The sequence below is a fragment of the Marinactinospora endophytica genome, assembly GCF_054780875.1.
This window is the reverse complement of the sequence record NZ_BAAGVM010000012.1, coordinates 137,803-159,771: the sequence shown is the minus strand read 5'-3', so window position 1 is coordinate 159,771 and position 21,969 is coordinate 137,803. Positions and strand designations below refer to the sequence as shown.

Below are 21,969 nucleotides of genomic sequence, written 5' to 3'. Positions count from 1 at the left end.
AAAGATCTCAGAGAAACATGACGGGATCGGTCGGGTATGACCGGCAGGGTCCTCACGTCCGGCACAACGACCACGTGAAGGAGACCGTGATGCCGACCTCGGCCGTGTTCATCGTCTACGTCAACGACGCCCCCGCGGCGGCGCGCTTCTACGCCGACCTCCTGGAGAGGGGACCCGACTTCGAGACCCCCCGCTACGTCTCCTTCGATCTCGGTGACGGCGCGGCCCTCTCCCTGTGGAGCGGACAGGCCGGTGACCTGTTCCCGGCCACGCCGCGCACCAGCGAGTTCTGCCTGACCCTGTCGGAGGGACCCGCGGCCATCGACGCGCTGTTTCGGCGGTGGGCCGCCATGGGGGTCCGTGTGGTCAGTGAGCCGCGCGACGAGACGTTCGGGCGTACCTTCGTCGTCGCGGACCCCGACGGCAATCTCATCCGCGTGGCCCCCGCCGACTGACCGGTGAAGGCCGTGGCGCCGCGCCGAGACGGTGCGGGCCGCCACCGGCGGGTCCGGCGAGGGCCGGGCCCGCCCCGCCGTCGCCGGGGGCGACGTCCGTGACGCCCGGCCCCCGGTCCTAGGGGGTCGCCCCCTTCTCTCTGCCCTCCAACCCCTCCAGGAAGAGGGCGAGACCGTCGAGGTGATGGCGCAGGGAGAAGTCGAAGAGCGCGTCCAGGTCGGTGACCGCGTCGGGACACCGCTGGAGGGCCGCCTGCCGGGGACGGCTCTGCTCAGGCGCCCTCGGCGGGGAGGATGCGGCGGAGCCCGCGGTGGCCGCCGCGCGGCTGCCACTCCCTCGGGTAGCCGATGGAGACCTCGTGGAAGGGGACGCCGTCCTCCACCGTCGTCCGGGGGATGTGGAGGTGCCCGTAGACGACGGCCTTCGCGCGGAAGCGCACGTGCCAGTCGGCGCTGTGCTCGGTGCCGCACCACTGCGCGAACTCGGGGTAGCGCAGGATGCGCGTCGGTTCGCGGGTGAGCGGCCAGTGGTTGACCAGGACGGTGGGCAGGTCGGGGTCTACTTGAGCGAGACGGTCCCGGGTCGTCTCCACACGGGCCCTGCACCAGGCCGCTCGACTCGGATACGGATCGGGGTGCAGCATCATCTCGTCGGTGCAGACCACCCCGGTCTCATAGGCCCGGGCCAGGCTCTCCTCGGGCGTCGTGGTCCCCGGCGCGAGGAAGCTGTAGTCGTACAGCAGGAAGAGCGGGGCCACGACCACCGGTCCCCCCGCGCCCGCCCAGACGGGGAACGGGTCTTCGGGGGTGGTGATCCCGAGGCCGCGGCACAGCCTCACCAGGTGGTTATAACGCTGGACGCCGCGCAGTTGGAGCGGGTCGTCGCGCGGGGTCCACAACTCGTGATTGCCGGGGACCCAGATGACCCGGGCGAAACGCTCGGCGAGTGTCGCGAGCGCCCACTCGATGTCGGTGCTGAGCTCGCCCACGTCGCCGGCGACGATCAGCCAGTCCTTCGGGGTCCAGGGGAGGAGTTCCTCCAGGACCTTGCGGTTCTCCCGGTAGAAGACGTGGAGGTCGCTGACCGCCAGGAGGTTCCCGGAGGCGCTGGAGGGAAGGCTCATGGCCCCAACGATACTCAGGTATCTCCAAAGCGGAGATATTCGCATTTTCCGGACGAAATTAATCGGCGGATAGATCCTTTCCCAGGCGGTGGGAACGGAGGGGCAGGCCGGGGACGTTCCTCGCCAGGGGCGAGGCCGCCCGGACCCGGAAAGGCCGGCGGAGGCGGGGGACCCCGCCGGGAGCTGCGAGGCGGGACCGGGACGGCGCGGCGGACCGGATCCGGTGGACGGCCCCTCCCGGCTGGTGACACCGTGGGCGCGGCTCGGCGGGGACAGGGACAGGTGGGGCCGTGCCACCGCGGACACGCCTCCACCCTTTCCCGCCCTGGCCGGGCGCCGCCTCCCGCCCGCCCCGTCCGGGGGACCGGCCCCTGTGCCGGGCCGTCAGTTCCTGACGACCCGTGTCCCGCAGGCGCGGTCGTGCAGCCCCCGGTGCGTCGGCTCGTCGCGGAGCAGCGCGATGCCGTTGACGAGGTGGCCCAGCCCGCAGGGAAGGCCGAGCAGACCGAGGAGGACGGCGCGCAGCGCCGCGGCCCCCTTTCCGGGCGGTCGCCCCGTCGCGGCCACGACCCTGATCCCGCAGGCGAGTTTGCCCAGCGTCCGGCCGTGGCGGGCGGTGGGGAGCCAGTGGTAGAGGAAGACGGCGGCCAGGCCGGTGAGTCCGGCACCGCCCAGGAAGAGGTTGAGCGTGACCTGGTTGTCGGGGATCACGCCCAGTCCCAGGGTCAGCCCCAGTCCGGTCAGCATCACCGCGAAGTAGGCGAGGAACAGCAGGCCGGAACAGACGAGGGTGTCGATCAGCCACGCCGCCAGCCGCGCCCCGGGTGTGGCGGGGACGGGGCCGGTCGGCCACGGGCCTGAGGGGAAGGGCGGGTGGGCGGGAGAGGCCGGCGGGACGCCCGTGGACGGGGGGAGCCACGGGGAGGCCGGCCATTGCCGTCGGGGGTCGGGGGGAAGGGACACGGGGAATCCTCGCTCTCGTTCGGGGATGGACCGTATCCTCCACCATGGCCGTGACGCGGCGGCCCGACGGTGTTCTCGGCCCTCCGCCACGGGATCCCGAGGTGCGGGGTCGTCCCTAGAGGGCGCCCGGGCGAGCGGGACGGCGGCGGGCCTCGGGCTCCACCCTCGGGAAGACCGGCGAGGCCCTCCCATGGGCGGGGCCTCCTCAGCGGCGCGGCCCCGCTGGCTCGGGCGCGCGCACCCTGCGGGAGGCCGGACGCGCTGAGGCGGCCCCGGCGAAGCGCCGCCGGGGCCGCCCGGCGGCGGACCCGCCTTACTCGGCCGGGATGGGCTCCGCCTCGGTGGCGTCGTCGCCGTCGGCCAGGGCGGCCAGGCGCGGCGTCAACTCCTGTAGCGCGTAGGGCAGGCTCAGCACGGACCCGAACGACAGCGCGCCGTTGATCCGGCTCATCTCCGGCATCGTCAGGTAGCGGCCCTCGCGGGCGACGTCGAGGCGCTGGAACACCGCCTGGTTGGTGACGCTGTTCTCCTCGTCGCCGTACACGCCCACCAGCAGGACGTCGGCCTCGAGCACCTCCAGCTGCTCCAGGCTGACCTGCTTGGGCTCGCGGTTCTCGTCGGTGAACAGCGCGGCGGCCTCCTCGGGCAGCTTGAACCCGAGCTGGGTGAGGAAGCCCGGGGCCGGCCCCTCGGCGTAGGCCCAGGCCTCGCCGCCGATGGAGGTGGCCAGCAGGGCGGTGGACTCGGCGAACTCGGGGTGCTCGGCGCGCACGTCCTCGAACTGCTGCTCGATGTCTTGGACAAGGGCCTCGGCGTCGTCGACGCGGTCCAGGGCGACGCCGATGGTGCGGGCGATCTCCTGCCAGGTCGCGCCGTAGTCGGCCTTGTCGGCCGGCTGGGCGACGGTGGGCGCGATCCCGCTCAGGGTCGAGTACTCGTCCTCGGTGAGACCCGAGTTGATGCCGACGATGAGGTCGGGGGCCAAGGAGCCGATCTGCTCGAAGTTCAGCGACTCCACGGGCAGCACCTCGGGGAGCTCGGCGTCGCCGAGGGCGTCGGCGGCCCAGGGCCACAGCGCGCCGTCGTGACCGCCGAACCACTCGCGCACGCCCACGGGGGCGACACCGAGGGCGAGCAGGTAGTCCTGTTCGGTCAGCCCGACGGTGACCACGCGCGAGGGGACGCCGGAGATCTCGGTCGTCCCGTACTTGTGCTCGATGCTGCGGGTGGAGCCGCCCTCCCCGCTTCCGCCTCCGTCCTCGGGGGCGCACCCGACCATGCCGAGGACCGTGATGCCGCCCAGCCCGAAGAGCGCGCTGCGCCGGGAGATCGGGGGGAGGACCGGACCGGTCGTGCCGAGGGGCCGGCGCCGTGCACGGAGGGGGCGCGCGGTCGGTGTCGTTCTGCTCAACGTCGTGCTCTCCTGATGTCTTCGGTGGGGGCCCGCCGGTCGGTCCGCGTAGGGGGCCGGAATGGGGATTTCGGGGAGGTCGGGTCCGTGGGGAGGAGCCGACCGGTGCGGGCCCGGGAGGGCGTGGTGGCCGTGCAGGTGAACCGGCAGGCCACGTCCACCCCTGTGGACCGATGGTTAGGTTAGCCTAGGCTGACTCGACATGTCATGGGAGGGGCGGGGACGTCGGTCCGTCGGCGCGGGGGTGTAGAAGCCGATGTGCGGGGGAGCGGAGTCGTGTGCGGCGTCCGGTAACCGGGCGGACACCGGGCGTCGCACCCCTGGGGTCCTAGGCCGGGCGGGCGTGGAGGGGTTTTCCGCCGGCCCGTGTCGCCGGAGCCGTTCGGGGCAGCGGAATCGTCGACAGGCCCGGGCGCCACACGAACGGACGCCCCGGGCGGTAGGCCGACGACAGAGGAGGTCCATCGTGGCCACGCAGCACACCCCGGCCGACGACATCGTCTTCGACCTGGTCAGCGTCCAGTACCACGCGCTCCAGGGAGCGGAGAACAACGACCGGTTCCGCCGCGACGCCGAAGGGCACGCCGACGTCCAGGAGTTCTTCGAGGAGGTCGCCAAGCAGGACGCCTGGCGCGCGCAGCGCTGCCACGAACTCCTGGGCGAGCTGACCCGTGGACAGGGACTCGGTTCGAGCTGACGGAACCGCTCCGGCCCGTCCGGACGGGAAGCGGGCCCCGGCCGGCCCCGGGTTCTCGTGGTCGTTGCAGCACCCCACGTGAAGGGGTGGGATGGGCGACTTCGAGGTCCGGGACCGCCGGGAGCCCCACGGCCCGAGGAGGCCGGCCCGCGAGCGGGAGGCATACTTGCGCCTCCTGGACCAGGAAGTCTCCTACGCCGAGGCGTGCCGCATCGGCGGCATCACCACCTGGACCGGCAAGCGGTGGCGCAATGGCCGCAACGCCTCGGGCCGTAACAAGGCGGCACCACCGGCCAACGCGGTGGTGCCGCCTCGTTGATGGCGAGGCTGGCGGTTCCTTTTCCGCTTCGCTCCTATGGCTGGCGGGGAACCGTCGGCACGATCCCTGCCCACCGGCGGAAGAGGGGCGGGTGCCCCCGGCGGTTCCACGGGGTCAGGTGGCGGGCGCGGGAGAGAGCACGGAGTCGTAGACCGACAGGACACGCGGGGCCAGTCGGTCCCAGCGGTACCCCGCCGCGCGGCGGCGAGCGGCCCGCCCCATGCGGATCCGCGCGGGGGCGTCGTCGAGCAGGCGGGCCAGGGCGTCGGCCAGGGCGCGCTCGGCGTCCACCGGCACCAACAGACCGGTGACCCCGTTCTCGACGACCTCCGGCAGACCGCCGGTGTCGGTCGCCACCACCGGCACGCCGACGCGCATCGCCTCGACCGCGGCCGTGCCCAGCTCCTCGTAGCGCGAGGGGAGTGCGAGCAGGGCGGCGCCGGAGAGGAGGGCCGGCACCCGCGCGTGCGGCACGAAACCGAGGAAGCGCACCCGGGAGGAGAGCCCCAGCCGAGCGGAGAGGGAACGCAGCTCCGCGCGGGCGGGGCCGTCGCCGGCCACGACGAGACGGGTGTCGCGGTCACCGAGCAGGGAGAAGGCGCGTATCAGCGTGTGCACGCCCTTCTCGTGGTGGAGGCGGCCCAGGTACAGGACGTAGGAGCCGGACGGCTCCTCCAGCCCGTCGGGGCAGCCGGCCGCGTCGGCGAACTCGTCCTCGGCCACCCCCGACGGGATGACGTGGATTCTGGCGGGATCGGTGCCGTGGACGCGGGTCAGGCGCGCGCCGCGTTCGGTGAGGACGATGACGGCGGCGGCCTTGCTCGCCGCCGCGGCCTCGGCCCGGCCGCCCAGGACCTTGAGGAGGGCCGAACGGGGGCCGTGGACGCTCACGGTGTGCCGGACGCTGCAGTGCACGGTCATGACGAGGGGGAGCCGCCGCGCGCGGGCCGTCAGCAGGGCGAGCGGGGCCGCGGCGATGTCCTCTCCCAGATGGACGTGGACCAGATCGGCGTTCTCCGCTAGTCGGGGCAGGAGGGCGGCGGCCGGAAGCGCGTACCCCTGTCGCGCCCACGGCAGGGGCAGCCCCAGGCGTATCACCCGGCCGTGCCGGCCGAAGCGCTGACGCGCGGGTGTGCCGGGAGGGCGGGTCGTGACGATCGTCTGGACGACTCCGTGCCTGTCGAGTTCCTCGCTGAGCCGGGCGGCGTGGTTCTGCATGCCCCCGACGGGGTCGAACGCGCGTCCCCGTCCCGACAGCGCCTCCGGTGGTGTCTCAAAGACCGAGCACAGGCGTAGTACCCGCATGTTCCCCCGTTCGGTGTCCCCGTGGCCATCGCTACCCGGCACACCGATGCGCACACTGCTGGATCCGGGCGACGCCAGGTCGCACACTCCGTGCCTATTTGACTGATTTTGCTGCCATGTCCACCGTTTCGTGATCTCGCATACCTACCGGTCGGTTTCAGGATCTGTGAGTATGACGCACAACACAGGAGGCCCGTTCGGAGGAGGACACGCCCATGGTGAACCTGGCGACCGTTCTGGAGGACAGCGCCCGCCAGTACCCGGATCGCACCGCGCTCGTCTTCGGCGACCAACGCCTCCCCTACTCCCTGGTGGACGCCATCGCGGCCCAGGTGGCCAACCTGCTCGTCGCGCGCGGGATCGGACCGGGGGACAAGGTCGCCCTCGCCTGCCCCAACCTCCCCTACTTCCCCTTCGTCTACTACGGGATCCTCAAGGCCGGGGCGGTGGTGGTGCCCCTCAACGTGCTGCTCCAGCCGGCGGAGATCGCCTACCACCTGGACGACTCCGACGCCAAGGCCTTCTTCTGCTTCGAGGGCACCCCCGAGCTTCCCCTCGGTCAGCGCGGGTTCGAGGGCTTCGCGCAGGCCACGAAGGCCGAACACTTCTTCGTGCTGCCGGCCACGGCGCTGGCCACGACCTCCTCCGTCGACGGGGCCGAGACCCTGTGGGCGGCGCTCCAGGGCATGGAGACCGGCTTCGACACCGTTCGGACCTCGGCCGAGGACACCGCGGTCATCCTCTACACCAGCGGGACCACCGGCCGGCCCAAAGGGGCCGAGCTGAGCCACCTGAACATGCTGATGAACGCCATGGTCTCCGACGGGATGATCCCGAGAGAGGAGGGCGGTGACGTCGCCCTGGCGGTCCTGCCGCTGTTCCACTCCTTCGGGCAGAGCTCGGTCATGAACGTGAGCATGCTTCGGGCCGGCACCCTGGTGCTGATGCCGAGGTTCGAGCCGGTCGGCGCGCTGGAGCTGATGCGCCGGGAGAAGGTGACCACCTTCGCGGGCGTGCCGACCATGTACTGGGCCATGCTCTCCGCGGTCCACGCCGGCGACGCCGAAGTGCCCCAGACGCTGAGATCGGCGGTCTCCGGTGGTTCCGCGCTGCCGGTCGAGGTCCTCAAGGACTTCAACCGGACCTTCGGCGTGCAGGTCCTGGAGGGCTACGGACTGTCGGAGACCTCGCCGACGGCGAGCTTCAACCAGATGCACCGGCCGACCAAGCCCGGCACGATCGGCTTCCCCATCTGGGGGGTGGAGATGCGGCTGGTCGACGCGGAGTGGAACACGATCGAGGGCGAGGGGCCGGGCGAGATCGCGATCCGCGGCCACAACGTGATGAAGGGCTACTACAACCGTCCGGAGGCCACGGCCCAGGTGATGAGGGACGGCTGGCTCCGTACCGGTGACATCGCCACACGGGACGAGGACGGCTACTACACCATCGTCGACCGGGCCAAGGACATGATCATCCGCGGCGGGTTCAACGTCTACCCCCGCGAGATCGAGGAGGTCCTGTTGACGCACGAGGAGGTCTCGCTCGCGGCGGTGGTGGGCGTCCCCCACGACTCCCACGGCGAGGAGATCAAGGCCTACGTGATCCGCACGCCCGGTGCCTCCCTCACCGAGGAGGAGCTGATCGCCTGGAGCAAGGAGCGGATGGCCGCCTACAAGTACCCGCGCATCGTGGAGTTCCGCGACGAGCTTCCGATGAACGCCACGGGCAAGATCCTCAAGCGCGAACTGCGCTGATCCGGCATTTCGCCCCCCATCGCCGGCGCCGCGGGGCGCCGGATCCCCCGCCCGGACGCTACGCGCGGTCACCGGCCTCCTGAACGGGGACCGGTGGCCAGGCATCCGGGGCGAGGACCCCCAGCACATAGGCGCGGGCCACCAGCGCCGTCCGCGTGCGCACGTTCCACAACCGCGACAACCGGCGCAGGTGGTAGTTGACCCCGTCGACGGTCATGCCGACGTCCTCGGCGATCCGCGCGGTCGTCTCGCCCCGGGCCGCCCCGGCCAGGATCCGCGCCTCGATCCGGGACACCCCGCCGGCCCTGTCGTCCACGCCGGTGTCGGCCGAGGCGGAGACCGCGCGCAGGGTCAGCAGCAGGACGGGCCGGGCCCCCGGGACCTGACTGACGACGTCCACGGTCAGTTCGCCGTGACGTCCGCTGCCGTTGGCCACGCGCCAGCCCACGTCGATCGAGAAGCGCGCCCTGTGCCGCAGCCGGAGCGCGTCCAGCAGGGGACGCATCCGCGCGCTGTCGCGGGGCCGGAACAGATCCAGGGCGTTGCGCCCGCTCAGCCGTCCTGGAAGGGTCCCCCATTCCGCGGCCATCGCCAGGTTCGCCAGCAGGACCACGCCATCGGCGGAGCACACCGCGACGGGCACCGGCAGGGTGTCGAACAGCAACGCCGCGCGGTTGCGCCACAGTAGGGCCTCACCGTCCGTCGTGGAGACGTCGATCGCGTCCCAGGGCGGGAAGGCACCGGCCCCGGCGTCCTCGTCGCGCATGTCCTCCGCCCCCTCCGACGGTCTCGTGGTGGCGGGTGATCTCTCCCGCAACGCTACATGTTCGTGTAGCGGCCCTGGGGGCGGGCGCTGTTCGCGTGGGGAGAGAGTAGGTGGGGTGGACGGCCGCGCCACCGCCGTGCGCGGTGGCCGTCCACCACCCCGCAGTCGACACGACCGGAAGACAGGTGATCGCCGTGCTCGCCGGACGGCTCAACGTCAAGACCCGCACGTTCTCCCTGGAGGAGGTTCCCGTGCCCCGACCCGGGCCGGGACAGGTCCGCATCAAGGTCAAGGCCGCGGGCGTGTGCCTGTCGGACGTGCACCTCATCGACGGCACCCTGACGCCCCGGCTGCTGCCGGGCGACACGGTCACCCTCGGCCACGAGGTCTCCGGCGTGGTCGACGAGCTCGGGCCGGAGGTGACCGGCTGGGAACCGGGCCACAGGGTCCTCCTACAGGCGGGGGAGGAGCGCCGGGGAGCGGTCTGGACCCGTGGTGTGGACTATGACGGCGGATGGGCCGAGTACGCCCTGGCCACCGCGTCGACCCTGGTGCCCATCCCCGACGATCTGCCCTTCGAGCAGGCCGCGATCATCCCCGACGCGGTCTCCACGCCCTGGGCCGCGGTGACCGCGACCGGTGACGTCCGGGCGGCCCAGCCGGTCGGCGTGTGGGGCGTGGGCGGGCTGGGGGCGCACGCCGTGCAGCTGCTCCGCCTGGTCGGCGCGGCCCCGATCGTCGCGATCGATCCGCTGCCCGAGGCGCGGGAGCGCGCCCTCCAGTTCGGAGCCGACGTCGCCCTGGATCCCGCCGACCCGTCACTGTCCCAGCGGGTGCGTGCCGAGACCGGCGGGGCCGGACTGGCCGTCGCCTTCGACTTCGCCGGGGTGGCCGCGGTGCGCGAGCAGGCGGTGGCCTGTCTCGGGCCCGGGGGTCGGCTCGTCCTCGTGGGCCTGACCGACAGGCCGCTGGAGATCCGCAACGGGACCACCTTCAGCTACTTCCAGCAGCAGATCCGGGGGCACTACGGCTCCTCCGAGGAGCACCTGACCCAGTTGGTGGAGCTGACCCGCCGGCACCGGTTGGAGTTCTCCCGGTCGGTCAGCGAGGTCCTGCCGCTGGCGGAGGCGGACCGGGCGGTGGAGCGGCTGCTGCGCAAGGAGGGCAACCCCATCCGGCTGGTCCTCACGCCCTGATCCGTGTCCGGGGCCGGGCAAGACCGCACCCGTCCCCGGCAAAGTTCCGGTGGTCAAGTGCGTCCCGCGGGTCAACGCGCGGCCTGTCGGCGGTCTCTTCTGCGTATGCTCCGCCCTCCTGGAGGTTTCCCCGGGGGAGGGGGGACGGGTATGCGTTCGACAGGCGCGCGGGGCCGGCGTAACGGCCTCGCGGCCGGGGAGGGACGCGACGGCCCTTCGGAGGGCGACCGGCCGGGACGGCACGGCCGGCATCGCCCCTTCCCCGGTGTCCGGCACCCGCAAGGTCCCGGACGGTGCCGGATGACCGTGGCAGGAACGGGGGACGGCGATGACGTGGGACGACCTCAACGGCCGGGGCGCCTTCACGGCGCTGATGCTGTTCGCGGTGGGGGTGGCCAACTTCCTCCAGGGCCTGACGGCCCTGTTCTCGGCCGACTACTACGCCGTCCCCGCAGAAGGGCTCGCCTTCGCCGGGTACGTCTTCTGGGGCATCGTCTTGACCCTGTGGGGTCCCTTGCTCGTCGTGGGGGCCTACGCGCTGTTGAAGGGGCTGGACTGGGCGCGCGGGTACTGCGCGGTGGTGGCGGTGTTGAACATCGTCGCGCAGTTCGCCTTCCTGGCCGCGTTCCCGTTGTGGTCGGTGGTGGTGATCGCCCTCGACGTGCTCGTCGTCTACGGGGTGACGACCGGATGGCCCTGGCGCGGTGACGCGCCGGCCGGTGCCGAGACGGCGCGGGGCGAGGAGACGGCGCAGTCGGGCGGGGCGACGGCCGGTGGACGCCGCGCTCCCCGGCACGCGGGGCGCGGGGCCCCCGCGCCACGGGCGGGGGACCGCGAGCGGCAGGAAACGCAAGGAGGCCGGGAAGGATGAGCGGCCCGGCAGGATGAGACGGTCCCGTCCCCCGGACCGGTTCCCCTGGGTGGGCGCGGGCGCCCGCGCCCTCGGTGTTCCCCCTGGTCCCGCCGCTGGAGGGAGACGAGGGTCACGCCGTGGTGAGGGGGCCGTGGGACGGGACGCGGTTTGGAGGGGAAATCTCCGGGGATCGCTGGGGTGGGTCCGACAGGGTGGCCTTGAACCTGCGTTCGTCAGATGAGAAAGGGGACATCGTGTCGATTCCCGGAGCCGTCTCCACCCGACCCGTGGTGGATGACCACCGTGAGATCTCCGTTCTCGAACAGCGGAGAGCCGAGACCGACGAGCTGCTGGCGGCCTTCGCGGCCCTCCCGCACGACCACCCTGACCGGGAGGACCTCCAGCGCCGCATCGTGGAGCACTACAGCTCCTTCGTCATGCAGCAGGCCCGCCGGTACCGCAACCGTGGGGAACCGCTGGAGGACATCGTCCAGGCGGGCATGCTGGGCCTGGTCAAAGCCATCCAGGGGTTCGACCCCTCCGTCGGGCGTCCCTTCCTGGCCTATGCCACGCCGATGGTGCTCGGCGAGATCAAGCGGCACTTCCGCGACCGCACCTGGGCGGTGCACGTGCCGCGCAGACTCCAGGAGAAGCGCTCCGAACTCAACCGGTTCACCGCCGACTTCGCCCAGCGCACCGGCCGCGCTCCGACCACCGCCGAGATCGGCAAGGCGCTGGAACTCGATGAGGAGGAGGCCGGCGAGGTCATCATCGCGGCATCGGCCTACAGCGCGATGTCGCTGGACGTTCCGGTCGGCGAGAACGAGGAGCCGGTGACCCTCGCCGACGTCCAGGGCGAGATCGACCTGAACCTGGAGAACGTCGTCGACCGCGAGGCGCTCGCCGCCGCGCTGGAGAGCCTGCCCGCCCGAGAGCTCAAGATCCTCCTGCTGCGCTTCTTCGGAAACAAGACCCAAAGCGAGATCGCCGGGCTGATGGGCATCTCCCAGATGCACGTCTCCCGGCTGTTGTCCAAGGCCCTTGCCCGGCTACGCGCCGAGATGAGCCGTTAGGGTGGCCTTCTGACACGCGCGAGGGAGAATCGTCCGGCGGCGGGACGGCCGGCCCGCGAGGCCGGTGGCCCGGTCGGGGGTGGGGCGCAATGCCTCGCGCGTGCGGGCGATGATGACGGTTGGTGAAAGGGGTCCTGTGGACGGCGAGACCGGCGAGACCTGCGAGACCGCTTGGGAGGACCTGGACGACGACGAGTTGCTGGACCGCGCGGCCCGGCTGATCCAGCGGGAGCCGCTCCATCCGGGGGTGGTGGGGCTGGTCGAGGCGATCAGACGCGTGGGGATGGAACGCGGGGGCGACACCGGGCGCTCCTGAGACCGTCGCGGTCCGCGGCTCACGCCGGAGGCTGCCATTCCAACAGGTCCTGGATCCCGTCGTCGATGAGCTGGTCTTGGGTGTAGACGACGGCGTCGAGTGTCACGCGGTGGCGCCGGTCGATCTCCAGTGCGCCGTCGTGGCGGCGCGCGACCACGGCGTCGGGGCCGGCCCACAGCAGGGCCAGCCGAAGTTCGGGAGGAATGGTCGAGGTGGGCATGAAGGGACCTTCCGTGAGCTTTCGGGTGCGGTCCCAGGGTTACACGCGCAGCCCCCAGACGTGGTCAAGGACAGGTCTAGAAGAGTTCCGGACTGCTTTGGAAACGGTCCGTCCGGGGTAGCGGAACCTCCGGCCGGGTGAGGCCCGTCACGATAGCGGCGAAGCGGGAATGCCGTGCCCACGAGCCGGGTTTGCCCCGGAGGCAAAGGATCGTGGATCAACGAGGTGGATTTCTCATGACGACCGTCCCCGACATCACCCTGAACAACGGCGTGCGCATTCCGCAGCTGGGTTTCGGGGTCTGGCAGGTGGACGACGCCGAGGTGGTGGAGCCCGTCCGGGTCGCCCTGGAGACCGGCTACCGCAGCATCGACACCGCCGCGGCCTACGGAAACGAGCGCGGGGTCGGCGAGGCGATCCGCGCCTCCGGGCTGGAGCGGAGCGAGGTCTTCGTCACCTCGAAGCTGTGGAACAGCGACCAGGGCTACGACACGACGATGCGGGCCTTCGACGCCACGATGGAGCGGTTGGGCCTCGACGTCTTGGACCTCTACCTCATCCACTGGCCGCTGCCCGAGCGCGGCACCTACGTCGAGACCTGGAAGGCCCTGGAACGGCTCTACGTCGACGGGCGCGTCCGGGCGATCGGGGTCTCCAACTTCACCGTCGACAACCTGCGCCGGATCATGGACGAGGGCGGCATCGTCCCGGCGGTCAACCAGATCGAGCTGCACCCCAACCTCGTGCAGACCGAGCTGCGCGACTTCCACGCCCGCAACGGCATCGCGACCGAGGCGTGGAGCCCCCTGGGCCAGGGACACCTCCTCGACGACCCGGTGATCGGTCGTATCGCCGAGGCGCACGGACACACCCCCGCCCAGGTGATCCTGCGCTGGCACCTCCAGCTCGGCAACATCGCCATCCCCAAGTCCGTCACACCCGAGCGCATCCGCGCCAACTTCAACGTCTTCGGCTTCGAGCTGAGCGAGGCCGAGATGGGGGAGATCTCGGCCTTGGACGCGGGACGCCGTTTCGGTCCCGACCCCGTGACGTTCAACGGGGTCTGATCCCGGCGAAGGGGGCGGGGCCGTGGCACATGCCACGGCCCCGCCCCCTTCGTGTCCGTCAGGCGAGTTCGCGGCGCTTCAGGGCGCCGGCGAGCGTCGCCTCAGGCCCCTTGCGGGCGAGCCGGACCAGGTAGACGACGGCCGCCGCGAAGATGCTGACGGGGACCGCCATGATCACGGTCAGGGCGATGAGTTCTGCGATTCCGAGTGCTCCCATAGCGGCCATCGTAGGCAATGCCGGGGCCGGCCGGCAGCGGGGTGGGCGGTCGCGGCCTCCGCGGGGCGCTCGGTCACAGGTAGCCCAGGCGCGAGAGCTCGGTGTGGGCGGTCGAACGGATCTCCTCCCGCTGCTGCGGGCTCAGCCGCGTCCGCCACGAGCCGATCCCCGCGGACCCCGTCCGAACCAGCTCCACCGCCGAGACCCGGGCCGAGGCGAACTCCGACAGCCGTTCCGCGGCCTCGACCTCCCCGCCCGGCAGATCCTCATAACGCAGTGTCAACAGCCGCTCCCGGCCCAGTTCGCCGCGTAGCCGCGCCGCCATCCGGACCGCCCCGCGCCAGCGCAACGCGCTCTTGGCGGCCAGGGACAGCTTCGGGTACTCGTCGCGCTCTTCCTCGGTCTCGATACCGAAGAAGGGGTTGGGCAGCTCGTCGTCCAGGTTGGCCATGCCGGGCCGAAACCACGCCAGCGAACGCTCGTCGGCCAGCATGTCGGCGACCACGTCCCTGCCGTCCCGGATGATCTGGACGAAGAGCGCGTCGTCGAAGGCGTCGCGTAGGGCGGCGGCGCTGTAGAGCAGGTCGGGGCTGGCGTCGCCGAAACGGTTCGCCTTTCCCGCGTGGCGGCACGGCCGTGCGGCGTCACGCGCCGCGACGTTCTCGTCGGGGCAGCGAGGACAGGTGAAGGGGGTGAGCTGCCATGCCTCGGCGAAGGCGTCCCGCACCAGCGTCGCGGCGCCCGAACGCCGTTCCTCCGCGATGGAGGGCCGCCGCGCGAAGGCGTAGACGGCGTGCAACACACTGGGCTGGCCCGAGGTGAGGTGGAAGCCGGGAACCCGGCCGAGCGCGCGGGCGACCAGGTCGACCCCCGAATGCGGGGCGCCCAGCACGAAGACGGGGCGGCGGACCTTCGTGCCGTTGACCACGAGGATGTATGGCGGCTGTTTCATGAGTAGGTCGATTTTGGCACTGTTCGTGGGGCTTTGCAGTAGCGGCATCGTCGGTCGCGCGGGCACTGACAGAATGGGCGGACATCGCACGCCCACACGGATGCGGGGAAACATGACTTCCACCTCGGGTATCGCCGACGTCGCCGCCTGGCTCGCCGACAGCGACCGCGTGACGGTGCTCACTGGCGCCGGGATCTCCACGGAGTCCGGCATCCCCGACTTCCGCGGACCGCAAGGAGTGTGGACCACCGACCCGGGGGCGGCGGCGCTGTTCGACATCGACGTCTACCGTTCCGACGCCGACGTGCGCCGCAGGGTCTGGCAGATGCGGCGCGCCAGCCCGATCTGGGAGGCCGAGCCCAACGCCGCGCACCGCGCGCTGGCCGACCTCAACCGGGCCGGCCGGCTGCACGCGCTCGTCACCCAGAACATCGACGGTCTCCACCAGCAGGCCGGAACCGACCCCGACCACGTCATCGAGGTCCACGGCACCATCCACCGGGTCGTGTGCCTGGCCTGTGGACTGCGCACTCCCACCCCCGAGGTCCTGGAGCGGTTGGAGGAGGAGTCCGACCCGAAGTGCCGACGCTGCGGCGGCATCCAGAAGGCCGACACGATCTCTTTCGGACAGCGGTTGCGGGAGGACGTGCTCCAGGCAGCCATCGACGCCGCGCAGGAGTGCGACCTGTTCCTCGCCGTCGGCACGTCGCTGTCGGTACATCCGGTCGCCGGCCTGTGCGACCTCGCGGTAGAAGGGGGAGCCGGGCTGGTGATCGTCAACGCCCAGCCCACCCCCTACGACGAGGTGGCCGACGCGCTGCTGCGCGACCCCATCGGACGGGTGCTGCCCGAACTGGCGCGCCGGATCCTCGGCGACGCGGGCTGAGACGGCGGGCGGTGGAGCGGGCCGCTCACCACCGTCCCGCCAGCACCGCGCGGACCGCCTCGACGTGGTCGTTGTGTTCCTGGGCGAGGCGGCGCACCGACGCGCGCGCCCCCTTGGCCACGCCGATGGGGCGGACATGGCGGGCCAGAAGCGGGACCAGCCGCGCGCCGAGCCGGTGGGCGTGACCGCGCAACTGGCGCAAGACGAACACCTGGAAACGCAGTCGCTCGTCGGAGTCGAGACCGTCGGCCAGTTCGAACGCCCGCTCATAGGCGGCGACCAGCACGTCGTCACCACCGTCCACGGGACCGAACGCCAGCGTCATCAGGACGTGCGCGTCCGAGGGCGCGTCGTCACGTCGCGCGGTCACGTCCCCGCCGAAGACGCGCACCAACGGTTCCAGGGCGTGCACGAGGCGCTGGGTGCCGGAGTCGGCGAGCAGAGCGCACTCGCGGGCCACGAACTCCAGGTCGGTCTGCGCGCTCGGGGGCGTGCCGGCGCACCCCGCGGCGCAGACGGCGCCGGGGCCTACGGTCAGCCCGTCATGGCCCTCCCGCACCTCCAGCGCATACACCAGGCTCACCCACTGTTCCGGGGGAAGCTGGGACTTCCACAGGTGGGCGTGGCGGCGCCAGCGCCGCACGGCGTCGGCGCCGAACAGGTCGCGCAGGGGGACCGCCCCGCCGTGGACGGCGACCAGGGCCAGCATCAGGTTGGCGGTGTAGGCGGCCTCACGCGCGGCCACACTGGCGGGAACCGGTGCGTAGCCCCCATAGGGGTGGTCGTGGTGGGCCACGCCGGGGCCGCGTAACAGTTCGGCCAGGACGATGCGCAGCTCGTCGCGGATCCCCGGAGCCAGGAGCGACAGCCGTTCGGTGAGGAACCTCGGTATCTCGCCCGACACCGACAGCGGAGTGAAGGACAGCAACGCGCGCAGGAACATGTCGTCGGGTGGCGATGGCCGGATCGCGCGCAGGTCGCGGACCCGGGCCTCGGCCAGGTCGGCCAACTCCTCGGCGACGAGACGGGCCACCAGGTACTCGCCGAGCGCCGGGTGGGTGAACGACAGCCGTCCCACGGGGCCGTCGGCGGGGACGGCGCAGCCCATCCGGGCCGGATCCAGGGGCGGGGCACAGTGCGGCGGCCAGTGCAGCAGCCGGGAGCGGTCCTCGGCGATCACCTCGGCCGGCGCGTGCCAGCCCCCGCGGTTGAACATGGAGAACGCCATCAGCGACGTGGTGAGCAGGGCGCGCTCGATCCGGCCGGTGCGCACGGGCGGGTCGGTGTCGGCTTCGGGAGGGCGGCCGGTCACACGGGGGTCGGCGCGGTCGGCGCTCTCGGCGAGCCGGCGAAGCCAGCGCTCGTAGAGCACGGTCTCGCGCAGGGGTGCCGACAGCCGGCGCAGCGCGTTGCCGACACCGTCGTAGAGGGCGAGCAGCAGCAGGAGCATCGGCCTGCGCGCCAACCCCAGGTGGGGGGTGAGGGCCTCGATGTCCAAGGGGGCCACCCCGTTATGGCTGAAGTAGCCGGCGTTGACCCGGTTCCAGGTGTCCAGCCACGCGGCGATCTGATCGTCGGTGAAGTCCTCCAGACGCACCGCGACGCTGCCGGCAGGGAAACGCACCCGGACCGCCGTCAGGTCGCGGCAGGTCACCACGATCACCACGGGGGCGTCACCACCGGCCCGCTCCCGCTGGAAGCGTGACAGCCGTTCCAGCAGCTCCGAACGCGACACGGTGGCGCGGCTGGTCAACTCCTCCAGACCATCCAGGACGAGCACGGGCAACGCGCCGTCCCCGCGCGCGGACTCCTCCAGGACCGGGTCGACGACACCGCGCAGCCGCCCGGTGATCTCGGCGGTGCCGTCCCCGGGGGCGAGCTCGTGCGCCGCGACCCGCACCACCGCGAAGTCGGCCTCGGGAAGGCGGGCCGCCAGCACGTGGGTCAACGCGGTCTTTCCGCAACCCGAGGGGCCGAGGACGACCAGCGGCGCGCTCAACGCCCGGGGAGAGGTCAGGTGGCCCAGAAGGAACTCCGCCAGGTCGTCGCGTACCCGCGAGGCCGTCTCCCACCACTCGGGGTCGTGGGGCCGCGCGGCCGGCCCGATCTCGGCGGCGCGGAAGCGGGGATCGACGTAGGCGATGCCGAGCGGCGGAAGGTGGACCGCCGTCGCCCCGGGGGCGAGCGCCGCGACGGGGGCGACGAGGCGCTCACGGTGGTCCCGGGCCGCCTTCGCTCGCTCGGGCGACGGGGTGCCGCCCGTGCTGATCGACTGCAGACGGTTGCGCAACCGGACGAGCCCGCTCGCGGCCTCCGGCAGGGCGGCGTGCCGCTGCCGTTCGATGTGGAGGTTCGCCCACGCCCCGAACTCCGGGAAACCCGCCGCGAGCTTGTCGCGCAGCTCCTCGTAACGCAGCAGGCAGCGGTCGGCCAGGCCGGAACCGAGCCGGTCGGCGATCGCGCTGCGGTAGGCCTCGCCCAGCTCCTCCCACATCGGCATCCGCCGCACCACGGCGGGGAGCTGTTTGCAGCGCCGCGCGTAGAAGCGGCGCACCCGGGCGCGGGCGTCACCGGGGGGACGTTGCGGACGGGGCAGCGGCGGCGCCGACCCCACCAACAGCATCACGAACTCGCCGAGGTGACGGGGGCTGGAGGCGTCGACGGTCGCGGCGTCCAGGCCGGTCCCCGGGCCGTTGAGCTCGAACGGCAGCTCGGTGTCGTCCAGGGCCTCGAAGAACGCGGTCACCACGATCGCGGTGTGCGCCGCGGCGATGCGCCGCGTGCGCTCCAACCGGCCGAGCCGGTGCGCCTCGCGCTCCAGACGGTTCACCGCCCGGTGCGCGAAGCGCACGAGGTCGGTACGGGCGGCGAGAAGGTCGGTCTCCTCACCGCGGGCGAGACGGTCGATGAGGTGGATCACCCGCTCCTCGTCGGCCCCGAGGAAACGGATCGCGTCGGAATAACGGACGGGCTCGCGCATGGCACCACCGAGGGGTCACCGGGATCCGGAGATGAACGCCGTGACCATCCTGACGCCTGCACCCCCGTCCCGTCAGGGGGTTGCCGGTGGTTTTCCACGCGAGGCGGAGCGGGGACGGGAAGGACAGCGGGCCGGTGCCGCCGTCCTCCCGCAAGGAAGCGGTTTCTCAGCCGGCGCTGCCGCCGGATCCTCCCGGGTAAAGGGCCGCCCGGCCGGGAGCGACGGGTCGTCCAGGCACGTCGTCCGAGGGCGGGGCGTCCAGCGGCTCCATCGCGTCGGTGATCACCCGGCCCAGCACCGTGTCGGCGGTCTCGCCGTGGCGCAGGAAGGGGCGCAGGGCGTCCATCGCGGAACGGACGTCGGCGGTGGTGATCCCCCGGGCCGACCGGACGTCGTGCAGGAAGCTCTCCACGACCCGCACCAGGGCGGCGCGTTCGGGGACCGCGTCGGAGGTCAGCGCGAGGTCCTCCGCGGCCTGGCGCAGCACGATCAGCTCCACCCGCCCCAGCGTCGGGCTCGACAACAGCCGCGTGTAGCGCTCCAGCCGGCCGGGCGCGTCGGCCCGGGGCCGTCCCAGGCGCAGCTCCAGTACGTCGTAGGTCTCCGCCCACGCCAGGTCGGGGTCGATGGGGTCCACGAACCAGGTCCCCAGGTCCTCACCGGCGTGGAACAGGTAGGGCAGCAGCATCAGCACCATCCGGCTCGCGGTGCCGTTGGCGCGCAGGGCCATGGAGCGCAGCAGTTTGGAGGTGACCCCGTCATAGGGGACGACGATGGAGTAGGGGTCGGCGACCGCGAGGGGGCCGGTGACGTCGGCGCGCAGCTCGAACCCGATGCACTCGCCGACGTTGACCGGTTCGGGGCGGCCGCGCTGCACCATGCTGCGCGGCCGATCTCCCAGGTATCCGAGATGGCGGACCCTGATCGCGTCGATCGTGCCGTGCCACTCGGCGGCGGTCATCCCGCGCCACAGCCCGCTCATCCCCCGCCAGGACTGCCAGGGGTCCCGCGAGTCGGGGAAGAGCTCGGCGATGTCGATCTCCCCCTCCTCGACCAGGGTCAGCAGGACGACCAGGTTCGTGCTGTGCAGCGCCTGACGCTGGGTGATGGGGATCCGGCGGGGGGCGTAGTCGGAGAAGGAGCGGTGGGGCGAAGGGAAGGGGGCCTCCCGGAACAGGTCGACCAGCAGGGCGCGGCACTCCCCGCGTTCCTCCGGCAGACGGGTGAACCAGTCCTGCAACAGGTCGTCGGCGAACTCCAGCACCGCCGAGCGTCCCGGCAGCGCGGCAAACGACGTGATCGCGTAGAGGAGCCCGTCGTTGAGGGGTTCGGCGTAGCGCCGTCGCCGCGCGTGCCGGCGTTCCTCGACCAGTTCCCGCAGGGCCTCCACCACCATCCGGGCGACCAGGAACTCGCCGAACGTGGCGTGCAGGAACTCATAGACGCTGCGCGCTCCGCCGTCCTGGAGGGCCCGCGCCTCGTGCACGAAGAAGAAACGGCCGAGTACCTGGTCGGCGTCGTCGATCCGGCCGTGCAGCCCCGGATCGCCGGTGTGCGTGCCGGAGTCGGGGAACAGCACGGCGAGATCGGCGCCCAGCTCCTCGGCCGTCACCGTCTGGCCGCGGCGGGCGAACATGGCCATCGCCACCACCTCCAGGCGCCGTAGCTCGTCGTCGATCGCGCGCCGCAACCCGGGGGCGTCCAGGTGGGGGCGGTGTTTGCGCACCTCCCGCTCGGCAAAAGAGCTGAGCAGTTGCTGGTAGAGGCCGGCCCGGGACAGGCCGGCCGTGGCGTTGCGCAGGGCGTTGCCGTCGGCGTCGTAGATCATCAGCATCATCAGCAGCAACGGCTGCTCGGCGAGCTCGCGGTGGGCCAGCACGATGTCGAGGGTGAGCGGCCGTAGCCCGCGCGAGAGGAGCTCGTCGGCGTTGAGCCCGCTCCACACGTCGAGCATCCGGGAGATCCGCCCCTCGTCAAAGGGCTCCAGCAGGATCACCGGCGTCGACTCGGGAAAGCGGACGCGGTCGGCCACCACGGTGCGGCTGGTGACGATCACGGCGATCGGCCGGCCCAGGGCGGACTGGTCCCGTTGGAACTCCTGCACACGTTCCAGGTAGTCCGAGCGGTTCACCCCGGTGGCCTGGAGCAGTTCGTCGAAGCCGTCGAGGATGACGACGGGCAGCGCGTCGCCGGCGGAGTCGGCGAGGTCCCGCCAGGCGACGTCGGTGTGGAGCACCGCCGCCATGCCCTCTTCGATCTGGCGTCGGATGGGGGCGTCGGCCTGGACCGCGCGCAGCTCGACCCGTATCGGTAGGAACGCGCCCAGGGGCAGGCGGGCCGCGAGCATCTCGGTCAGCTTGGACTTGCCCGCACCGGGGTGGCCCAGGACGACCAGGGGGCCGTCCGTCGCGTCGGGCTGGGTCAGCAGCGACACCAGCAGCGGTTGCAGGTCCTCGTGGACCTCGGCGCCCTCCCACCAGGAGAGCGAGGAGGGCCGGCTCTCGCCCGAGGTGAACCCGAGCCGGCCGCGCGGGGCCAGGTAGGCCTCCTCCATCGTGGGCAGGCGCAGGCCGGCGGGAACGTCGTGGGAGCTGAGCAGGGGACGACGCAGCACGCGCCGGTAGATCTCGGTGAGCTCGGCGCGGTGCCGTTCGGCGGAGTTCCCCGAAGGGAGACGGCCCACCATCTCCTCCAGGCCGGCCAGCCCCACGGCGAGCCGGTCGATGTCGGCCCGCGTGGTCGCGTGCTCGGTCGCGGCCACCCACACGCCGAACTCCGCGACGTCGGCGGCCAAGGCGTGGTAGGACTCCCAATAGCGCCGCTCGGCCAGGGCGGGGACCTGGGTCCGGATCAGCTCGCCCACGGTGCGGCGCTCGCCGTCGCCCAGCCGCTCCCACGCCGCCAGACCGTGCAGGAAGCGCAGGAGGAGTTCGGCGCGCGACGTGTAGATCCGGGCGATGCGCTCGGTGCGCAACCCGATGGGGGGACGCACACTCCACGAGGTCAGCGTCGAGGAGAACAGGCCGTGCTGCTCCTCCGGGGTGATCTCCAGGTCGGCCAGGGACAGGGGGCAGCCGGGGGAGGCCAGCACCTCGCCGACCGCCTCGAAGAAGGCGGTGACGACGATGACCTGGTGGGCCGCTGCGATGCGCTCGCTGCGGTCGTGGCGCGACGTGCCGTCGATCCTCCCGCGCAGGCGGACCAGCGCGTCACGGCCGTGCTCGAGCACCATTTCGCGCACCCCCAGCAGGTCCGGGACGCCGAGCAGGCCCAGTCCCCCCTCGATCAGCCGTCCGGCGAAGTCCAGGGCCGCGGGGTCGTCCGCGCCGAGGATCTGTAGTGCGTCGGTGTAGCTCAGCTTCTTCGCCATGCGGGGGGTGGCCTCTCCGAAAAACCGGTACCGGCTGGGCGT

The 21,969-nt window shown here is 72.1% G+C and carries 20 protein-coding genes; 10 read left to right on the top strand and 10 right to left on the bottom strand.

The window, feature by feature from the left end; all coding sequences use genetic code 11:
* Positions 1 to 89 precede the first annotated feature (89 nt).
* Complete coding sequence (locus tag ACYVHU_RS21170; protein ID WP_498949322.1) at positions 90 to 455, top strand: VOC family protein; 366 nt, start codon at positions 90 to 92, stop codon at positions 453 to 455.
* A 272-nt stretch (positions 456 to 727) separates the two neighbouring features.
* Here the strand turns inward: ACYVHU_RS21170 and ACYVHU_RS21165 are convergent, their stop codons facing one another.
* The 3 genes from ACYVHU_RS21165 to ACYVHU_RS21155 form a co-directional block, all read right to left on the bottom strand.
* Positions 728 to 1,579, bottom strand: coding sequence for a metallophosphoesterase family protein (locus ACYVHU_RS21165; RefSeq protein WP_078759774.1), 852 nt, complete (start codon positions 1,577 to 1,579; stop codon positions 728 to 730).
* A 384-nt stretch (positions 1,580 to 1,963) separates the two neighbouring features.
* Positions 1,964 to 2,542 carry an RDD family protein gene (locus tag ACYVHU_RS21160; protein WP_432941405.1) on the bottom strand — a complete coding sequence of 193 codons (579 nt, stop codon included), beginning with the start codon at positions 2,540 to 2,542 and terminating at the stop codon, positions 1,964 to 1,966.
* A gap of 313 nt (positions 2,543 to 2,855) precedes the next feature.
* Positions 2,856 to 3,953, bottom strand: coding sequence for an ABC transporter substrate-binding protein (locus tag ACYVHU_RS21155; protein WP_498949321.1), 1,098 nt, complete (start codon positions 3,951 to 3,953; stop codon positions 2,856 to 2,858).
* Between the two features lie 466 nt (positions 3,954 to 4,419).
* Between ACYVHU_RS21155 and ACYVHU_RS21150 the strand changes: the two genes are divergently transcribed.
* Both ACYVHU_RS21150 and ACYVHU_RS21145 read left to right on the top strand, forming a co-directional pair.
* Positions 4,420 to 4,650: a hypothetical protein gene (locus ACYVHU_RS21150; RefSeq protein WP_078759771.1), complete on the top strand. Its 231-nt coding sequence runs from the start codon at positions 4,420 to 4,422 to the stop codon at positions 4,648 to 4,650.
* Positions 4,651 to 4,816: 166 nt separating this feature from the next.
* On the top strand, positions 4,817 to 4,969 hold the full coding sequence (locus tag ACYVHU_RS21145; protein WP_159457192.1) for a hypothetical protein: 153 nt from the start codon (positions 4,817 to 4,819) through the stop codon (positions 4,967 to 4,969).
* Between the two features lie 114 nt (positions 4,970 to 5,083).
* Here ACYVHU_RS21145 and ACYVHU_RS21140 read toward each other — a convergent pair whose 3' ends face one another.
* On the bottom strand, positions 5,084 to 6,274 hold the full coding sequence (locus tag ACYVHU_RS21140) for a glycosyltransferase family protein (RefSeq protein WP_498949320.1): 1,191 nt from the start codon (positions 6,272 to 6,274) through the stop codon (positions 5,084 to 5,086).
* 215 nt (positions 6,275 to 6,489) lie between these two features.
* On the opposite strand from ACYVHU_RS21140, the gene ACYVHU_RS21135 reads away from it, so the two are divergent.
* Positions 6,490 to 8,031 carry a long-chain-fatty-acid--CoA ligase gene (locus ACYVHU_RS21135; protein WP_078759768.1) on the top strand — a complete coding sequence of 514 codons (1,542 nt, stop codon included), beginning with the start codon at positions 6,490 to 6,492 and terminating at the stop codon, positions 8,029 to 8,031.
* Between the two features lie 58 nt (positions 8,032 to 8,089).
* On the opposite strand, the gene ACYVHU_RS21130 is transcribed toward ACYVHU_RS21135, so the two are convergent.
* Entirely contained in the window at positions 8,090 to 8,797 is a 708-nt protein-coding gene (locus ACYVHU_RS21130; RefSeq protein WP_498949319.1) for a helix-turn-helix transcriptional regulator, read from the bottom strand.
* A gap of 110 nt (positions 8,798 to 8,907) precedes the next feature.
* On the opposite strand from ACYVHU_RS21130, the gene ACYVHU_RS21125 reads away from it, so the two are divergent.
* The 4 genes from ACYVHU_RS21125 (at position 8,908) to ACYVHU_RS21110 (ending at position 12,235) form a co-directional block, all read left to right on the top strand.
* The gene (locus tag ACYVHU_RS21125; RefSeq protein WP_498949318.1) at positions 8,908 to 9,993 is read left to right on the top strand and encodes a zinc-binding dehydrogenase; all 1,086 of its coding nucleotides are present in this window, start codon (positions 8,908 to 8,910) and stop codon (positions 9,991 to 9,993) included.
* A gap of 328 nt (positions 9,994 to 10,321) precedes the next feature.
* Positions 10,322 to 10,864, top strand: a complete 543-nt coding sequence (locus tag ACYVHU_RS21120) for a DUF7144 family membrane protein (protein WP_078759765.1) — start codon at positions 10,322 to 10,324, stop codon at positions 10,862 to 10,864.
* Between the two features lie 236 nt (positions 10,865 to 11,100).
* A complete protein-coding gene (locus tag ACYVHU_RS21115; protein WP_235000633.1) occupies positions 11,101 to 11,919 on the top strand; it encodes a SigB/SigF/SigG family RNA polymerase sigma factor in 819 nt (272 codons plus the stop codon).
* A gap of 136 nt (positions 11,920 to 12,055) precedes the next feature.
* Entirely contained in the window at positions 12,056 to 12,235 is a 180-nt protein-coding gene (locus tag ACYVHU_RS21110) for a hypothetical protein (RefSeq protein ID WP_432941392.1), read from the top strand.
* Positions 12,236 to 12,254: 19 nt separating this feature from the next.
* Here the strand turns inward: ACYVHU_RS21110 and ACYVHU_RS21105 are convergent, their stop codons facing one another.
* A complete protein-coding gene (locus ACYVHU_RS21105; protein WP_078759764.1) occupies positions 12,255 to 12,455 on the bottom strand; it encodes a hypothetical protein in 201 nt (66 codons plus the stop codon).
* A 236-nt stretch (positions 12,456 to 12,691) separates the two neighbouring features.
* On the opposite strand from ACYVHU_RS21105, the gene ACYVHU_RS21100 reads away from it, so the two are divergent.
* Positions 12,692 to 13,522 carry an aldo/keto reductase gene (locus ACYVHU_RS21100; RefSeq protein WP_078759763.1) on the top strand — a complete coding sequence of 277 codons (831 nt, stop codon included), beginning with the start codon at positions 12,692 to 12,694 and terminating at the stop codon, positions 13,520 to 13,522.
* 58 nt (positions 13,523 to 13,580) lie between these two features.
* Here the strand turns inward: ACYVHU_RS21100 and ACYVHU_RS21095 are convergent, their stop codons facing one another.
* Together ACYVHU_RS21095 and ACYVHU_RS21090 are read right to left on the bottom strand one after the other, a co-directional pair.
* Complete coding sequence (locus tag ACYVHU_RS21095) at positions 13,581 to 13,739, bottom strand: hypothetical protein (RefSeq protein WP_200813477.1); 159 nt, start codon at positions 13,737 to 13,739, stop codon at positions 13,581 to 13,583.
* A gap of 73 nt (positions 13,740 to 13,812) precedes the next feature.
* Positions 13,813 to 14,691, bottom strand: coding sequence for a sulfotransferase (locus tag ACYVHU_RS21090; protein WP_078759762.1), 879 nt, complete (start codon positions 14,689 to 14,691; stop codon positions 13,813 to 13,815).
* Between the two features lie 112 nt (positions 14,692 to 14,803).
* Between ACYVHU_RS21090 and ACYVHU_RS21085 the strand changes: the two genes are divergently transcribed.
* Positions 14,804 to 15,577: an SIR2 family NAD-dependent protein deacylase gene (locus ACYVHU_RS21085; protein WP_498949317.1), complete on the top strand. Its 774-nt coding sequence runs from the start codon at positions 14,804 to 14,806 to the stop codon at positions 15,575 to 15,577.
* Between the two features lie 25 nt (positions 15,578 to 15,602).
* Here ACYVHU_RS21085 and ACYVHU_RS21080 read toward each other — a convergent pair whose 3' ends face one another.
* Both ACYVHU_RS21080 and ACYVHU_RS21075 read right to left on the bottom strand, forming a co-directional pair.
* Positions 15,603 to 18,557, bottom strand: a complete 2,955-nt coding sequence (locus tag ACYVHU_RS21080) for an NACHT N-terminal helical domain 7-containing protein (RefSeq protein WP_078759760.1) — start codon at positions 18,555 to 18,557, stop codon at positions 15,603 to 15,605.
* A gap of 166 nt (positions 18,558 to 18,723) precedes the next feature.
* Positions 18,724 to 21,927: an NACHT domain-containing protein gene (locus ACYVHU_RS21075; RefSeq protein WP_498949316.1), complete on the bottom strand. Its 3,204-nt coding sequence runs from the start codon at positions 21,925 to 21,927 to the stop codon at positions 18,724 to 18,726.
* Positions 21,928 to 21,969 lie beyond the last annotated feature (42 nt).

Bases quoted from the DNA above. Each gene is read 5' to 3' on its own strand.
- ACYVHU_RS21140 (WP_498949320.1), bottom strand. From the start codon at position 6,274: ATGCGGGTACTACGCCTGTGCTCGGTCTTTGAGACACCACCGGAGGCG.
- ACYVHU_RS21130 (WP_498949319.1), bottom strand. From the start codon at position 8,797: ATGCGCGACGAGGACGCCGGGGCCGGTGCCTTCCCGCCCTGGGACGCG.
- ACYVHU_RS21095 (WP_200813477.1), bottom strand. From the start codon at position 13,739: ATGGGAGCACTCGGAATCGCAGAACTCATCGCCCTGACCGTGATCATG.
- ACYVHU_RS21170 (WP_498949322.1), top strand. From the start codon at position 90: ATGCCGACCTCGGCCGTGTTCATCGTCTACGTCAACGACGCCCCCGCG.
- ACYVHU_RS21085 (WP_498949317.1), top strand. From the start codon at position 14,804: ATGACTTCCACCTCGGGTATCGCCGACGTCGCCGCCTGGCTCGCCGAC.
- ACYVHU_RS21075 (WP_498949316.1), bottom strand. From the start codon at position 21,927: ATGGCGAAGAAGCTGAGCTACACCGACGCACTACAGATCCTCGGCGCG.
- ACYVHU_RS21105 (WP_078759764.1), bottom strand. From the start codon at position 12,455: ATGCCCACCTCGACCATTCCTCCCGAACTTCGGCTGGCCCTGCTGTGG.
- ACYVHU_RS21100 (WP_078759763.1), top strand. From the start codon at position 12,692: ATGACGACCGTCCCCGACATCACCCTGAACAACGGCGTGCGCATTCCG.
- ACYVHU_RS21165 (WP_078759774.1), bottom strand. From the start codon at position 1,579: ATGAGCCTTCCCTCCAGCGCCTCCGGGAACCTCCTGGCGGTCAGCGAC.
- ACYVHU_RS21120 (WP_078759765.1), top strand. From the start codon at position 10,322: ATGACGTGGGACGACCTCAACGGCCGGGGCGCCTTCACGGCGCTGATG.
- ACYVHU_RS21135 (WP_078759768.1), top strand. From the start codon at position 6,490: ATGGTGAACCTGGCGACCGTTCTGGAGGACAGCGCCCGCCAGTACCCG.
- ACYVHU_RS21090 (WP_078759762.1), bottom strand. From the start codon at position 14,691: ATGAAACAGCCGCCATACATCCTCGTGGTCAACGGCACGAAGGTCCGC.
- ACYVHU_RS21080 (WP_078759760.1), bottom strand. From the start codon at position 18,557: ATGCGCGAGCCCGTCCGTTATTCCGACGCGATCCGTTTCCTCGGGGCC.